This is a genomic window from Myxococcales bacterium (genome assembly GCA_022184915.1).
In the GTDB taxonomy this organism is placed as follows: domain Bacteria; phylum Myxococcota_A; class Polyangia; order Fen-1088; family Fen-1088; genus JAGTJU01.
Genome location: JAGTJU010000005.1, coordinates 282,417 through 297,347 on the forward strand (window position 1 = coordinate 282,417; position 14,931 = coordinate 297,347).

The window sequence follows — 14,931 nt, forward strand, 5'->3', positions numbered from 1 at the left end:
TCCTCCCGGCGGTCGACTTTCTTCTCGAGATCCACTGAGGATACGCAAAGACTTGCGCCACCGGCGCGCCGCGAAAAACCGGGGCAGCGTGCCTGCTAGGCTGCTGCCCCGCATGCGTATACCCCCTTCGCGTTTCGGAAGACGCTGGCGTCTCGCAATCGCCGTCTTGATGCTCGCTCTTGGGCTCTCCGAGGCGCCTGCCGAGGCGCAGGTGCCCCTGGGAGGCAGTCCCGAAGCACGCGCCCTGTTGGCAGCGCAGGAAGAGTACGAAGCCAAGCGCAAGAGCGTGGGGTGGGCGCTCGGCCTCGAGGTGCTGGCGCCGGGACTCGGCAACGCCTATGCGGGCGAAACCGAAGAGGCCCTTCTCACCTGGACCGGCCTCCTCATCGGCGCTTTTTTCTTGGCCGATGGGTACGGCCTGACCTGCGAGGTGTTCAATGGGGGCGGGGCAAACTGTCCCACGAAGACCTTCTACGTCGTGCAGGGCTGGATCTTCCTTGGCGGGAGCCGTCTTTTCGGACTGGCGAGTGCGCCCCTCAACGTGCACCGCAACAACCGGGCGCTGCGCGCCAAGCTGGGCTTGGACGCCCCCTTCCTGCTGGGTGTAGCGCCTTGGGGGCAAGCCGACGCCGGGGGACTCAGCCTGGCGCTGTGGCACTGAGCCCCACCCGAAAAGACCGGCGTGGACACGGGGGGCCCTTCAGGATGCGGAGGGTCCCTCCCGGACCCCTCGAGACGAAATAACGGCGGGAGACACAGAAGCGCGGTATAACCCCGCCCGGGAGCCGAGGGACGGTGGTCGAGAGGTTCGGCCTATTTTCCGGAGCACAAAACGATAAGCGACGGTCATAGTGCCCGAAGGAACGATTAAGAGATTGAACATCAAGGGATTCGGCTTCATCAAGCCCCTGGCAGGTGATGAAGTGTTTTTCCACCGCTCGAGCGTGCTCGGCGTGGATTGGTCAGAGCTCCAGGAAGGCCAGCGCGTCTCCTTCCAGCTCGCCGAAAGCCCCAAAGGGCCACGGGGCGAGCAAGTCCAGGTGCTCTAGCCGCAGGCCTTTTGGCATGCACGACCACCAAGACTGTGGCGGAGACGCCCACCGCGCATTCGAAAGCCTGGAAGCGGCCATGAACGCCATGCCCGTCGTCCGAGGCGACGACGTCATGGCCCCTCAGAGCCTGCTCGACGCCCTCGAGCGCCTGCGGCAGACGCTGAGGCTGCCGGTACCCGCCCCCTCCGTCCGATGAACCTCGACGTTTTCGATATCCGGTTCGAGCGCATGACAGGCGCCACGGCCGTCGAGACCGAGGTTCGGGCCTGGTTGTCGAAGCTCTCGAAAGACCTCGACGAAGCCAGCGTCTCACGGGGCTCGGTCGTGGTGGAGGCGCGCCCGCGCAGCCACCAGGGCGACGCCTTGAAACACCACGTACGCATCGACGTGACGACCCCAGAGGGGGCCATCACCATCGGCGGTGACAAACTCGACATTCGGCCCCACGAAGACGTGTACGTGGCCATCCGTGACGCCTTTCGACAGCTACGCCGGCGGCTCGCGTAGCGCCTAGGAGACCGGGTCGCGTGATGAAACCGGAGCGCTCGTCCTTGCGGGTCTATCTGCAACGAAGCGGCACGGTGCAGCTGCTTTCGCGCGAACAAGAGATAGAGCTTGCCGTCCGGATCGAACGCGCACGCACGCGGACCTGGGAGATCCTGGCGCACTTTCCCTCTGTGATCCTCGAGGGCGTGGCCGAAGGCATCGTGGCCGAGCGGGTCTCGTCAGCCGAGCGCGACCAGGCCTTCGCCGAATTGGTGACCTTGGCGGGTCAGCTGGCGAAGGTGACCAAGGTTCCTCCCGAGGCAGACCGCGACCGCCTCGTCGTGCTGATGAAGCAAGCGGTGCTGGGAGCGCGACAACGGCAAACGTTGATCGAAGCGCTGACTTCGGTGCTCTCGGATGCGCCCGGACGGCCCGAAGGTCCCCGCCTTCCTGCGGCCCGTCGCGAAGCGCTCCGGCACGAACTCGACGCGGCCGTGCAAGAGGAGATTCGCGCGTCCAATCAGCTGGCCGCTGCGAACTTACGGCTGGTGGTCAGTATTGCCCGCCGCTATGTACGCCGGGCGCAAGGCATGGAGCTGGCCGACTTGGTCCAGGAAGGCAATCTCGGCCTGCTCCGCGCGGTGGAGAGCTTCGACCCCCACCGTGGCTTCAAGTTTTCGACCTACGCCGTGTGGTGGATTCGGCAGGCGATCGTGCGGGGCATTCAGGACAAAGCCCGGGTGATCCGCCTGCCCACGCATGTGGCGGAGGAAGTGGCCCGCGTGGGCTTCGCCTCGACGCAGCTCACCCGAAAACTCGGGCGCGAACCCACGACGGACGAACTCGCCGAGCTGATGCAGGTGGGGGCGGAGCGCCTCGATTCGCTGGGCCCCTTGCGCAGCATGACCACCTCTCTCGAAACGCCCCTGGGAGACGGCCCAGGAACGCTGCAAGACGTCTTCGTGAACGCAGAGGTCTCGACCCCCTTCGACCTGGCGAGCACCGAGTCGACCAAAAAGCACGTGCATCGCATGTTGGCCCTCTTGCCCGCCCGCGAAGCCGAGATCCTCTCGCTGCGCTTTGGGCTCGACGATGGCGAAGAGCAGACGCTCGAGCAAGTGGGGGAGCGCTTCAACCTGACACGCGAACGCATTCGCCAGCTGCAAAATCGCGCCATGGAGCTCCTGGCGCGCTTGAGCGCTCACCGCATCTGAAAGCCGCAACCGCCGGCAGGGCGGCGAGCTAAACCCGCCGCCCGGCACGAAGGTTTATCAGCCGTAAACGGGGAACTTGCGGGTCAACACCGCCACCTGCTCCCGCACCCGCGCCAGGTTGGCTTGATCCTGCGGGTTGTCGAGCACGTCGGCGATGAGGTTCCCCGTGGCCACGGCCTCGGCTTCCTTGAAGCCTCGGGTGGTCATGGCCGGTGAGCCCAACCGAATGCCGCTCGTGATCATCGGCTTTTGCGGGTCGTTCGGGATCCCGTTTTTGTTGCAGGTCATGTGAGCCTGGCCCAGCACGGCTTCGGCTTCTTTGCCCGTGAGGTTCTTGGGGCGCAGATCAACGAGCATCACATGCGATTCGGTGCGCCCGCTGACGATGCGCAACCCCCGCGCGGTGAGTGTCTCGGCAAGGGCCGCCGCGTTCTTCACCACCTGTTGCTGATACACCTTGAACTCGGGGGACAGAGCCTCCTTGAAGGCCACGGCCTTGGCGGCGATCACGTGCATCAGCGGACCGCCCTGGATGCCCGGGAAGATCGCGCTGTTGATCGGCTTGGCCACGTGCTCCTTCATGAGGATGATGCCGCCGCGCGGTCCCCGCAGGCTCTTGTGGGTGGTCGAGGTCACGACGTCGGCGTACGGAACCGGATTGGGGTAAACGCCAGCGGCGATGAGGCCTGCGTAGTGCGCCATGTCCACCATGAAGTACGCGCCGATGTCCTTGGCCACCTTGGCGAAGCGCTCGAAGTCGATGCGAAGGCTGTAGGCCGAGGCGCCGGCGATGATGAGCTTCGGCTTGTGTGCGTGCGCGAGCCGCTCCATCCGGTCGTAGTCGATCGCCTCGTGCGCATCGAGACCGTAGCTCACGACGTTGAACCACTTACCGCTCATGTTGAGCGGCATGCCGTGCGTGAGGTGTCCCCCCTCGGCGAGGCTCATGCCCATGATCGTGTCGCCCGGCGACAAAAGCCCGAAGAACACGCCCTGGTTGGCCTGCGAGCCCGAGTTCGGTTGCACGTTGGCGTACTCGGCCCCGAAGAGCTGCTTGAGCCGATCGATGGCCAGCTGCTCGACCACGTCCACGTTCTCGCAGCCGCCGTAGTAGCGCTTGCCCGGGTAGCCTTCGGCGTACTTGTTCGTGAGCTGAGTGCCTTGCGCGGCCATCACGGCAGGAGACGCATAGTTCTCCGAGGCGATGAGCTCGATGTGGTCTTCCTGGCGTTGGTTCTCGCGCTCGATCGCGGCCGAGAGCTCAGGGTCCACGGCGGCCACGGTGGAAAGTTTTCGGTCGAACATGCTGGCAGTCCCTCTTCAGATGAAGACCCCGACACAGCGTGTGCACCACACGCCGTCGCAGGCTGCCCAGGCGAACGGCTGATCCGGCGGCCCGGCGGGTTGCCGAGACGCCCCAGCGCTCCCCGGTGGTTCCCCACCTCGGGCCTACACTTGGCCCTCATCGCCAGTCGCGCTGGACCGGCAATCTACCCGATGCGCAGGAGCCGTGGTGGGCCGGGAAGGCGGATTTTTCTCCCTGCGCATCGCGCTGTTCTTTTGACGCTCGCAACCCTGAATGGCCAGGCACGCAGGTCCGCGTGCGGGGGAGGACGCAGGGAAAACCAGACCACGGTGGTGGGGTCCACCCGACCAGCCTTTGCCCCGACACCTCGTGTTTCCTAGTCTTTTCAAGCACTTGGGAGATGGCATGCGACGTGAATAGCCTCCTGTCTGCGCGTTCACTCGTAACGAAAGGTCTACCAACCATGTGCAAACCTAAACATCACCTCTGGGCCCTCCTGGCTTCCGCTGCCTTCCTGACCGGCGCCTGCAGCGACGACGACGACACGGTTACGCCGCCGACGTCTCAAAACATCGTTCAGGTCGCCGCCGCCAACCCGGACTTTTCGTCCTTGGTGGCCGCGGTCACGAAAGCCGAGCTGGTCACCACCTTGAGCGGCCCGGGGCCCTTCACCGTCTTTGCCCCCACGAACGCGGCGTTCGCCGCCCTGCTTACGCAGCTGGGGACCACGCTCGATGGGCTCACGAAGGAGCAACTGACGCCGATTTTGACCTATCACGTGCTGAGCGGCCAAGTGGGATCGCAGCAGGTGGTGGGCCTCAAGGGTGCCGCCACGGTCAATGGCGCCGACATCCGCATCCGCACCCAGGCCGGTCAGGTGTTCCTCACCGCCGGCAACGGTAACGACATCCGGGTGACCACCACCGACATCCAGGCGTCGAACGGCATCATTCACGTCATCGACAAGGTCATGCTGCCACCGAAGGACATCCCGGGCGTGGCCACCGACACCCCAAGCCTAAGCACGCTCGTTGCGGCGCTCACCAAAGCCAATTTGGTAGGTGCTCTCAAGGCCCCGGGCCCGTTCACCGTCTTCGCCCCAACCAACGAGGCGTTCGCGGCTTTGCTGGCCTCGAACCCCGCCTGGACCACGCTCGACGACATTCCCGCCGCCACGCTTGACGAGGTGCTCAAGTACCACGTGGTGCCCATGACGAAGGCGTATTCGGAGACGGTCGTGACCCTCACGAAGGTCAGCACGCTGGCTGGCAAGGACGTGACGATCGATGCCTCCGCGGGCGTGAAGCTCAACGGCACCACCAATGTGACCCTCGTGGACGTGCTCGCGAGCAACGGCGTGGTGCACGTCATCGACAAGGTGCTCTTGCCTCCCGCGGCCCCCGCACCGCAACCTCAGCCCCAAACCATCGTCGATGTGGCGGTGAGCAAGCCTGAGCTTTCGTCCTTGGTCGCCGCCGTACAGAAGGCCGAGCTCGTCACCACGCTAAGTGGCGCGGGCCCCTTCACCGTGTTTGCCCCGACCAACGAAGCGTTCACCGCGCTTCTGGCGGCTCTGAATACCAGCCTCGACGCGCTCACCAAGGAGGCTCTCACGCCGATTCTCACCTACCACGTGGTCTCGGGTGCCGTGAAGGCGGCCCAGGTGGTTGGCCTCAAGGGCGCCACCACGGTCAACGGCGCCGACATTCGCATCCGGGTCGACGGGGACAAGGTGTTCCTGACCGCAGGAAACGGCGCGGACATCCAGGTCACCATGACCGATATCGAAGCGTCGAACGGTGTCATTCACGTGATCAACAAGGTCATGGTGCCCCCGAAGACCATCCCCGAGGTCGCAACCGCGAACCCCAACTTCAGCTCGCTCGTGGCAGCTCTCGAGAGGGCCAACTTGGTCACGGCGCTGCAGGCCCCAGGTCCGTTCACGGTGTTCGCGCCCACCAACGAGGCCTTCGCGGCCTTGCTGGCCTCCAACCCCGCCTGGACCACCCTCAACGACATTCCTCTCGAGACGTTGGTGGCGGTGCTGCAATACCACGTGGTGCCCGGCACGAAGGCCTACTCCGAAACGGTGGTCACCTTGCCCAAGGTCTCGACATTACTCACGGGCAAGGACGTCACCATCGACGCCTCGGCAGGGGTGAAGCTCAACGGCACCACCACCGTCACGGCCACCGACGTGCTCGCCTCGAACGGGGTCATCCACGTCATCGACAAGGTGCTGCTGCCCCCGAACTAACCGCCAAGCCTCGTTGTCTCCCTCCGTCGCGTCTCCGCCCACTCCTCCTTCCGGGCGGGGGCGCGACGTTCTTTTTTGGCCCAGCCCACGGTTCCGACTGTCTCTTCCTGGTTTCCGTGCGAGGTTTCGGAGTCAGCCGGTGGCCCGACCGGGCGGACCAGCGGGAACAAGACGCCATCGTGCCCTCGCGGTTAAGATCCGCCGCATGTCTGAACTGTCCGTAGACGTCGTCGTGGTCGGCTCGGGTCCCGGCGGAGAGGGCGCCGCCATGCAAGCTTGCAAGGCGGGGCGCAAAGTGGCCGTGGTCGAGCGTTTCGCCGCAGTGGGGGGCGGCTGCACCCACTGGGGTACGATCCCGTCAAAAGCGCTGCGGCACGTGGTGCGCCAGTACATCGACTACCGCAGCAGCGGCTTTTTCGCCGCGGGCCCCGGCAGCGGCGACACGCTCACCTTTCCTCAGCTGCTCGGGCACGCCCGGAACGTCACGGCCAAGCAGGTGAAGTTGCGGCACGGGTTTTACGAACGCAACGGGGTCAAGCTCATCATGGGCCAGGCGCGCCTCGAGACGCCGCACAGTGTTTACGTGCGGCAGGCGAACGGCGGGGAGACGCTCATTCGCTGCGATAACATCGTGCTGGCACCGGGCTCGCGACCCTCGCGCCCCAAGGACATCGACTTTTCCCACCCCGCCATCCGGGACTCCGACACCATCTTGGGGATGGAACGTCCGCCCCGGAGCATCGCCATCTACGGCGCGGGCGTGATCGGCTGTGAATACGCCTCCATCTTCAAGCAACTTGGCGTCAAGGTGAACTTAATCAACACCCGCGACCGCCTGCTTTCGTTTTTGGACGACGAGATCTCGGACGCGCTCAGCTACCACCTGCGCGACACCGGTGTGGTGATCCGACACAACGAGGCCTACGAGCGCGTCGAGGGCACGGACGACGGCGCCGTGCTCGAGCTGCGATCGGGAAAGAAGATCAAGGCCGACGTCTTGTTGTGGGCGCAGGGCCGTGAAGGCAACACGGCTGACCTCGGCCTCGAGGCCCTGGGCGTGGGGCCGAACGCGCGGGGGCATTTAGAGGTCGACAGCAACTACCGCCTCGAGCGCCACCCTCACATCTACGTCGTGGGCGACGCCGTGGGATTTCCCTCTCTGGCAAGCGCCGCGTACGACCAGGGCCGCTTCGCCGCCACACACCTCGTCAAGGGCACGTGCGACCAGCGCCTGGTGGAACATATCCCGGCGGGGATCTACACGATTCCGGAGATCAGCTGCGTGGGGCAAACCGAGCGGGAGCTCACGGAGAAAAAGATCCCCTACGAGATGGGCCAGGCCAAGTTCCGCGATTTGGCCCGGGCGCAAATCTCGGGCGTGACGGTGGGTATGCTGAAGCTTCTCTTTCACCGCGATACGAAGGAGATCCTCGGCATCCACTGCTTCGGTCAGGAATCTGCCGAGATCGTGCACATCGGCCAGGCGATCATGACCCAGAAGGGCACCGCCAACACGCTCGAGTACTTCATCGACACCACGTTCAACTACCCCACGATGGCCGAGGCCTATCGGGTGGCAGCGCTCAACGGGCTCAACCGCTTGTTCTGAACGGGGTGGCGCCCACGCGCATGTCTCCACGCCCAGGAGCGCTACCCGCGGCTCTCGAGATCCGCACGCAGCGCTTCGTTGTCCCAGCCGGCCGCTGCGTGCAGCACGGTGGTGTCTTCGCCACGCAGCAAGCGTTCGGATTCGGCCAGCGCCTCACGGGCCGCTGCGAAGTAGAGTTTTTCGTCCTTGCCCCAGAGCGCAACGAGCTTTTCGATGGCGCCTTCATCTTGCTGGCGGAAAGCGCGGGCAAGGCGCTTGGCTTGATGCGCGCGAAAGCCCAGCGCCTTCAACGCAGCCTCGCCCGCGTCCACGGCGCTGGCGAAGGTTTCACGCACCACGGTGGTCACCCCCGCTTGTCTCATTCCGTAAAACTGCGTCCGTCCCCGGGCCCGTGCCACGAGGGGCAGGTTGGGGAAGTTGTGCCTCACCGTGTGGATGATCTCCATGGCCTTGTCGTGGTCGTCGACAGCCACCACGAAGAGGCGCGCGCGGGCACACCCTGCCGCGTGCAAGAGATCCAGGCGCGACGCATCACCGTAGTAAACCTCCAGCCCTACCCGGCGAAGCACGTCCACCATGGCAGGATCTTCGTCGAGCACGGTCGTGCTGAAGCCACTGGCCCGCAACATGCGCCCCGTGATCTGGCCGAAGCGGCCGAAGCCCGCGATGATCACAGCCCCGTCGTGACCCTCGATCGCATCGTGAGGGCGTTTGGTCACGGGCACCGCGAGCCTGGGAATGACCACCCGCTCGAAGAGCATGAGCAAAAGGGGCGTGATCAGCATCGACAGCGCCACCACGGCCACGACCGGGCCGGCCACCTCACCCGTAAACACGCCGCTTTGCAGAGCAAACGAAACCAATACGAACGCAAACTCGCCACCCTGAGCCAGGGCGAAGGCCAGCAGGAACGCGCTCCTGCGATCCAGGCCGAACAGCACCGCCAGGGCGAGCAACACGAGCATCTTCACCACCACGAGGACCACGACCATGCCCGCGATCGTGACGGGCATGCTGGCGATCAGCGGGAAATCGATGCTCGCGCCCACGGCGATGAAGAACACGCCCAACAAGAGCCCCTTGAAGGGCTCGATGTCGGACTCGAGCTGGTGCCGGTACTCGCTTTCCGCCAGCACCACACCGGCCACGAAGGTCCCGAGCGCGGGCGACAACCCCACCGCCTGCATCAGCAAGGCGATGCCGATGACCAGGGTCAACGCCGCGGCGGTGAAGATCTCGCGCAGCCGCGTCTCCGCGAGGAAACGAAACACCGGCCGCATCAGGAAGCGCCCCGCGACGACGATGCCCACCACGGCACCCAGCACCACCAGCGCCTTTTGCCACCCCGGAGGCGAAGCGCCCCGCGCGGCAGCATCCACGACAGGGCCTGGCACCGCCGCCGCGAGCAGCGGAAACGCCGCCAGCATGGGGATCACGGCGATGTCCTGGAAGAGCAGCACCGAAAACGCACCCTGCCCCCCTTCAGACTTGAGGAGGCCCTTTTCGCCCAAGCTCTGCAGCACGATGGCTGTCGATGAAAGCGAAAGCGTCAGGCCCACGGCCAGGGCCATGCGGAACGTCAGCCCCGCCGCCATCGCCACACCCGCCAGCGCGGCGCCGGTGGCCAGCACCTGCAGCCCGCCGAGGCCCAGGATCGGTTTGCGCAACCGCCACAGGAGGCTCGGGCGCAGCTCGAGGCCCACGAGGAAGAGCATCATCACCACACCGAACTCGGCGAAGTGCATGACATCTTGCCCCTCTTGTCCCACGAGCCCCATCACGGCGGGCCCAAGCCCCACACCAGCCAACAGATAGCCCAACACCGAGCCCAGCCCCAGGCGGCGGGCGATCGGCACCGAGATCACGGCGGCGAGAAGGTAAACGAAGGCCTGGGCCAAAACATTGCCATGCATGTCAGAACGCCCTTCCTTCCGTGGCTTCCTGCGGGGCGCGGATGATCGCGCCCGCCTCGGGATCGAGCTGCAACAACGATGCGGCTATGTCGAGGTCGAGTCGATCTTGGGTCAACGCTTCGATCACGCGCTGGTAAGCGTGGCAGGGCCCGTCGTAGTCCTCGTCGCGGCGAAAACGCAAAACGCCGTGCACCACGAAAGGGGCGAGAAAACGCATCCCGCACAGGTGGGCCGTGGCTTCGTAAGGCGCCAGCAGCGCACGCACCGAAAAACGGTTGTGCCCCGAAGCCGTGTAGGAGGCGGCAGGCCCCCCCGTGGTCAGCGCGTTGAAGGTGACCTTGCCCGCCAAGGCCGTTCCGCCCGCGCCATAGGCCCAGCCATGTGTCAGCACCAGATCTTGCCATTCCTTGAGGATGGCGGGGGTCGAGTACCAGTAAAACGGCGACTGAAACACGACCGCATCGTGGGCCAGGAGCAACTCTTGCTCTCGCTTCACGTCGATGCCGAGGTCGGGGTACTGCTCGTAAAGGTCATGGCAGGTTACGCCCTTCAGCGCGGACACGGCGTCGAGAAGCCGCCGGTTCATGCGCGACCTTTCGAGCGCAGGATGCGCGACGAGCAACAGGACCTTCATCTTGCCCCCAAAATTCGGGCTCACCTATACCTCACCCCGAGGGCACCTGGCAATGAGAGCCCCGCTTCGTCGCCGCGGCCCCGGCGCGCTAAGCTTCGGCCCCACACGATGAGCGCCCGATTTCCCGACGATCCCAAGCCTTGGCAGGTTCTCGAACGAACCTATTTGTTTCAGCGCCCGCCCTGGCTCACCCTCCGCCAGGACCACGTGCGGCTGCCGAACGGGCAAGAGATCCGAGAGTACTGGGTCTCGGAGTACCCACCCTGGGTGAACGTGGTGGCGGTAACCCAGGACCAGCGGCTGGTGCTCATTCGCCAGTATCGCCACGGGCTGGGCGCCGTGCACTTCGAGCTGCCTGCGGGGGTTGTCGATCCCGAAGACCCCTCTCTCGAGGTCGCCGCCCGCAGGGAGCTGGCCGAAGAAACGGGCTACGGAGGCGGGCGGTGGACGCCGCTGTGCACGCTGTCGGCGAACCCCGCCCTGCAAACCAATCTCTCCTACAGTTTCCTCGCGGAGGGTGTGGAGCCCCTGGCCGAGGCCCGCCCCGAGAGCACCGAGGACTTGCGCGTACACCTCGTCACGTACGACGAAGCCCGCGCGCTCCTCGTCACCGACGAAATGGTCCAGGCGCTGCACGTGGCGCCTTTGGCCAAGTACCTGCTTACACGTTGAGCGCGAGCGCCCAGGTGATCTAGCGCCGGACGCCAGAAGGCCGGGGCAGCTCGAACAGCTCCGTGGTGCGCGCGTAGCTCGCGCCCCCCATGCGACCGATCGTATCGAGTTTGTGAGCATCGATCTGGCCTTCGGCCGTGACGATCGCGTCGTCGGCGTGCACCATCACGATGCGCCCGATGACGAGGTTCGCCGCCAAGGGGCCGTCGCCCACGCGCACGATCTGGTGAACCACGCACTCGAGGTGGGCCCGGCTCTCGCCCACCCGCGGCGGACGCACCTGCTCGCTGGCCACGGGCGTAAGACCACAGGCCGCAAACTCGTCGACCTCGTAGTCGAACTCGGCCGAGGTTTCGTTCACCGCCACCCGCTGGTCGAACGATGCCGCGCTCACCACGAACTCCGGCACGACGCGGAGGTTGCGCACGGTGTCCTTGGGGGTGCCGTCGCGGCGATCCACGCACGAAAACACCACAGTCGGAGGATTGGCCCCCACGCCACTGAAGAAACTGAACGGGGCCAAGTTTGGCACCCCCTCCGCCGACAGCGTGGAGATCCAGGCGATCGGCCGCGGCGTGATGAGCCCGATCATTAACTGGTAAACATCGCGGGCCGGGAGTGTCGAAGGGTCGAAGCGCATCGAACCCGCAGTGTACCACCGCCCGTCCCGGCCGCGTCAGTCAGGGAGCGCGAAGGGAGCCTTCCCGAAACGCACCCGCAAACCATTGATGAAGCGATTGACCCCCGGTCGGTTCAAAAGCCGCAGCTCGACCTTGCGTTTTCCTGGGAAGGTCACCAGGGAGAGGCCCAGCAGCAAAAACACGAGCCCAGGGCCCGGCACGAGCGGCAGGATCATCACCAAGCCCAGCGCCAGCAGGACGGCCCCCAAGAGGTTGCGCGCGACGGCGATGGTAAAGCGTAAGATGGGATGCACGACGGTTTTCGGTGCGCTTGGCATGAAGTGGTTTGACGGCAGCAACACCACCGTGGCGAAACCGAGTCCGGTCGCCAAGACAGTCAAGCCCAGCGCCAGCGCCACGGTCACACCCGTTCCCAGCCGCCCAAACTCGCTCACGACCATTTTGTACAATTCACCCACGACCGTTCCATCTTGTCTCGCGGCCTTCCAAACTTCCAGTGGCCGAGCGCTCAGTCGGATGCACGCGGCACATCCCCTCACAACCCTCGAACATGACTGAACAACTTCGCATTCAGGTGCTCACGTCCCTGGCCGACGTCACAGCCCAGGTCTGGAACGCCTGCGTTCCGGAAGACGACCCCTTCACCGAGCACGCGTTCCTGGCGGCGCTCGAGCGCTCGGGCTCCGTGGGGGGCACGACGGGCTGGCTGCCCCGCTTCGTGGTCGTGTCGAGAGGCGACGAGGTGGTCGGCGGCGCGCCGGTTTACCTCAAGGACAACAGCTACGGCGAATATATCTTCGACTGGGGGTGGGCCGGCGGCGCCGAGCAGGCCGGAATCGCGTATTACCCCAAGCTCGTGGTGGCCGTGCCCTTCACGCCCGCTACCGGCAGCCGCCTGCTCGTCAAGGCGGGCGAGCCGCGCGGGCCCGTGGTCGCGGCCTTGATCGCGGGCCTACGTGCCATCGCAGAAGCCGAAGAGGTCTCGTCGATCCACGTCCTGTTTTGCCCGCCCGATGAGGTGCAGGAGCTGACGGCCGCCGGGTTTCGCTCCCGGTATTCCTTTCAGTTCCACTGGCAGAACCGCACACCCGCGCCGTACGCACACTTTGATGACTTTCTGCAGGCGTTTCGTTCGGAGAACCGCAAGCAGGTACGCAAGGAGCGTCGTACCGCCCAAAGCCACGGGCTCACTCTGACCACCCTCGAAGGGCCCGAGATGGGCGATGCCGAGTGGCGCGCCGTGGCCAACCTCTACGACGAGAACGCCGACAAACACGGCGCCATCACTTACCTCACGCCCTCCTTCTTCGAGATCCTACGCCAGACCTATGCGCACCGGGTGGTCACGACCTTCGCGTACCAGGGCTCGACGCCGGTGGCGGGCACCCTGAACTTCCAAAAGGGTCGACACATCTACGGCCGCTACTGGGGCGCCGAGGTCGAGCGCCCCATGCTGCACTTCGAGCTTTGCTACTACCAGCTCATCGAGCGCGCGATCGCGCAGGGACTCGTTCGTTTCGAGGCCGGCGCACAGGGCGAACACAAGCTCAAGCGCGGCCTGATGCCAACCCTCACCCACAGCGCCCACTGGATTCGCCACCCGGGGCTCGATCGCGCCGTCGCGGGATTTTTATCTCACGAAGCCCACGCGGTGAAGGCCCGCGTGGAGCAGTACGCACAGCACGGCCCCTATCAACGCGCAGAGGAAGCGAAGGCGGATACGCCCCCGTAACCGCAGGGCGTGGTCGCCTGCGAGGCAACCACCGGCGCTACTCCGCCGGCTCCCCAAGGGCGATGCGCCGATGTTGGATCGTGCGCAGCTTTCTGCCCCCGCGTTCTGACCCTTCGTGGACCCGCCTCCACTCGGCTTCGGTCCGTCGAAACACGCCGAGGCCCGAGACACCAGCCAGTTCGATGTGCTCGGGCTGCCGACGATGGAACGATTCTTTCTCATCCCGATCGGACGCGTACCCTGGCAACAAAAGCCCTGACTTCGCAAGCGCCGGCAAGCGGACACGCGCCCGCTGGGCATCGATGAGATCCCAGGCAAGGCGGTCCATGGCCACCGGGTCGGTGGACATCATCAAGGCCTTCGGCTCCCACGCATAGGCGCTGGCAAAGGGCCCTCCCTGATAGATACCCACGAACGCCTCCATGATGTGCAGCACCACTTTTTGGCGGATCACAGGCAGAGCCACGACGGCGGGAATGAACGTGCGGCACTGGTTCAACGACGGGATGGCATGCGTGCGCGAAACGTTGTTGACCAGACCATGCGACAGATTCTTGAGGGCGCCCGTGACCCCTGCACTGGAATGCTCCTTGAGCACACAAAGGTTGATGATCTTGTCCACCTGCCGGGTGACGATCTGGCTCACGTAGGAGCGGCGGCTGTGCGGCGCGTCCGGAGCGTTCAACGGGTGAACGTAGGCAAACTCGGCGAAATGTTCAGGATCATACCCGCTGACCCCGGGGCTGCCGTCCGTGCGCGCAGCACCATGCTCTTTCTCCTTACCAGGATCGCCCACCGAGTACCCGGAGGGATCAATCTGCGTTTCATCGTAGCCCACCGAAGACGCCGCCCAGCGGGTGCCCAAGCGATCAGCCAGGCGGTGATAACCACAGTTCATGAAGGCATCACGATAACGGTCGAAGAGCACGATGTCCTTGGGGGCGATGCCCGCCTTCGTGAGCCCCTGCACGACGGCCATGATGGTCTCGGGGCTGCTGATCGCCGTTCGACGCCCGCCGCGCCCCCGCGACAAGCCCACCGGATTCACCTTGAGCCCCACCACCTCACCGGGACGGATGAACCTTCGCCAGGCTTCCACCTCGTCAGAGGCGCCTGTCAGCGTGAGCAAGGCACGTCGAACAGTTTGCCCGATGGGCTCGGCCTGCAACCCGCCATCCACCACGCTACCAGGGTGAAACACCTCCGCGACCTCACCAGGATGAAGCCCTGGCAGGGCGGGGCTGCGGGATCTGGCCCGGGCGGGGCGCCTGGAGCCCTCACCCTGCTTGGGGGTGCTTGCAAGGCGGGTTGACCCGCACATCCCCAAAGCCCGGGGGCCACACCCGCCGCCGCCCGTAGCGAGGTCCGCCTCGTAAACCCCAACCGCTTCCTCGACCCGCCCATGCCGTGAGCTT

Annotated in this window: 15 protein-coding genes; 9 read left to right on the top strand and 6 right to left on the bottom strand. The window is 65.3% G+C overall.

Translation table 11 applies throughout. The annotated features are described in order from the left end of the window. Positions 1-112 precede the first annotated feature (112 nt). The 5 genes from KA712_19680 to KA712_19700 all read left to right on the top strand — a co-directional run bounded on the left by KA712_19680 (position 113) and on the right by KA712_19700 (position 2,752). Positions 113-661: a hypothetical protein gene (locus KA712_19680; protein ID MCG5055191.1), complete on the top strand. Its 549-nt coding sequence runs from the start codon at positions 113-115 to the stop codon at positions 659-661. Positions 662-875: 214 nt separating this feature from the next. Then, complete coding sequence (locus KA712_19685) at positions 876-1,049, top strand: cold shock domain-containing protein (GenBank protein MCG5055192.1); 174 nt, start codon at positions 876-878, stop codon at positions 1,047-1,049. Positions 1,050-1,065: 16 nt separating this feature from the next. Continuing rightward, the gene (locus KA712_19690; GenBank protein MCG5055193.1) at positions 1,066-1,248 is read left to right on the top strand and encodes a hypothetical protein; all 183 of its coding nucleotides are present in this window, start codon (positions 1,066-1,068) and stop codon (positions 1,246-1,248) included. Next, positions 1,245-1,559, top strand: a complete 315-nt coding sequence (locus tag KA712_19695) for a hypothetical protein (GenBank protein MCG5055194.1) — start codon at positions 1,245-1,247, stop codon at positions 1,557-1,559. The genes KA712_19690 and KA712_19695 overlap by 4 nt, the downstream gene beginning before the upstream one ends. Positions 1,560-1,579: 20 nt before the next feature. Beyond that, positions 1,580-2,752, top strand: a complete 1,173-nt coding sequence (locus tag KA712_19700) for a sigma-70 family RNA polymerase sigma factor (protein ID MCG5055195.1) — start codon at positions 1,580-1,582, stop codon at positions 2,750-2,752. Positions 2,753-2,809: 57 nt separating this feature from the next. On the opposite strand, the gene KA712_19705 is transcribed toward KA712_19700, so the two are convergent. Beyond that, positions 2,810-4,057 carry a serine hydroxymethyltransferase gene (locus tag KA712_19705; protein MCG5055196.1) on the bottom strand — a complete coding sequence of 416 codons (1,248 nt, stop codon included), beginning with the start codon at positions 4,055-4,057 and terminating at the stop codon, positions 2,810-2,812. A 464-nt stretch (positions 4,058-4,521) separates the two neighbouring features. Here KA712_19705 and KA712_19710 point away from each other — a divergent pair, with 464 nt between their 5' ends. Both KA712_19710 and sthA read left to right on the top strand, forming a co-directional pair. After that, positions 4,522-6,315, top strand: a complete 1,794-nt coding sequence (locus KA712_19710) for a fasciclin domain-containing protein (protein ID MCG5055197.1) — start codon at positions 4,522-4,524, stop codon at positions 6,313-6,315. A gap of 205 nt (positions 6,316-6,520) precedes the next feature. After that, entirely contained in the window at positions 6,521-7,924 is a 1,404-nt protein-coding gene (gene sthA, locus KA712_19715) for a Si-specific NAD(P)(+) transhydrogenase (GenBank protein MCG5055198.1), read from the top strand. 41 nt (positions 7,925-7,965) lie between these two features. Here the strand turns inward: sthA and KA712_19720 are convergent, their stop codons facing one another. After that, entirely contained in the window at positions 7,966-9,837 is a 1,872-nt protein-coding gene (locus tag KA712_19720; GenBank protein MCG5055199.1) for a monovalent cation:proton antiporter-2 (CPA2) family protein, read from the bottom strand. A 1-nt stretch (position 9,838) separates the two neighbouring features. Then, on the bottom strand, positions 9,839-10,495 hold the full coding sequence (locus tag KA712_19725; GenBank protein ID MCG5055200.1) for an NAD(P)H-dependent oxidoreductase: 657 nt from the start codon (positions 10,493-10,495) through the stop codon (positions 9,839-9,841). Positions 10,496-10,579: 84 nt separating this feature from the next. Between KA712_19725 and KA712_19730 the strand changes: the two genes are divergently transcribed. Continuing rightward, entirely contained in the window at positions 10,580-11,143 is a 564-nt protein-coding gene (locus KA712_19730; protein MCG5055201.1) for an NUDIX hydrolase, read from the top strand. Between the two features lie 19 nt (positions 11,144-11,162). Here KA712_19730 and KA712_19735 read toward each other — a convergent pair whose 3' ends face one another. Both KA712_19735 and KA712_19740 read right to left on the bottom strand, forming a co-directional pair. After that, a complete protein-coding gene (locus KA712_19735; protein ID MCG5055202.1) occupies positions 11,163-11,783 on the bottom strand; it encodes a flavin reductase family protein in 621 nt (206 codons plus the stop codon). A gap of 36 nt (positions 11,784-11,819) precedes the next feature. Then, positions 11,820-12,242: a hypothetical protein gene (locus tag KA712_19740; GenBank protein MCG5055203.1), complete on the bottom strand. Its 423-nt coding sequence runs from the start codon at positions 12,240-12,242 to the stop codon at positions 11,820-11,822. 92 nt (positions 12,243-12,334) lie between these two features. Between KA712_19740 and KA712_19745 the strand changes: the two genes are divergently transcribed. Next, a complete protein-coding gene (locus KA712_19745) occupies positions 12,335-13,516 on the top strand; it encodes a GNAT family N-acetyltransferase (protein MCG5055204.1) in 1,182 nt (393 codons plus the stop codon). A gap of 37 nt (positions 13,517-13,553) precedes the next feature. Here the strand turns inward: KA712_19745 and KA712_19750 are convergent, their stop codons facing one another. Further along, a complete protein-coding gene (locus KA712_19750; GenBank protein ID MCG5055205.1) occupies positions 13,554-14,717 on the bottom strand; it encodes a DUF362 domain-containing protein in 1,164 nt (387 codons plus the stop codon). Positions 14,718-14,931: the final 214 nt, after the last annotated feature.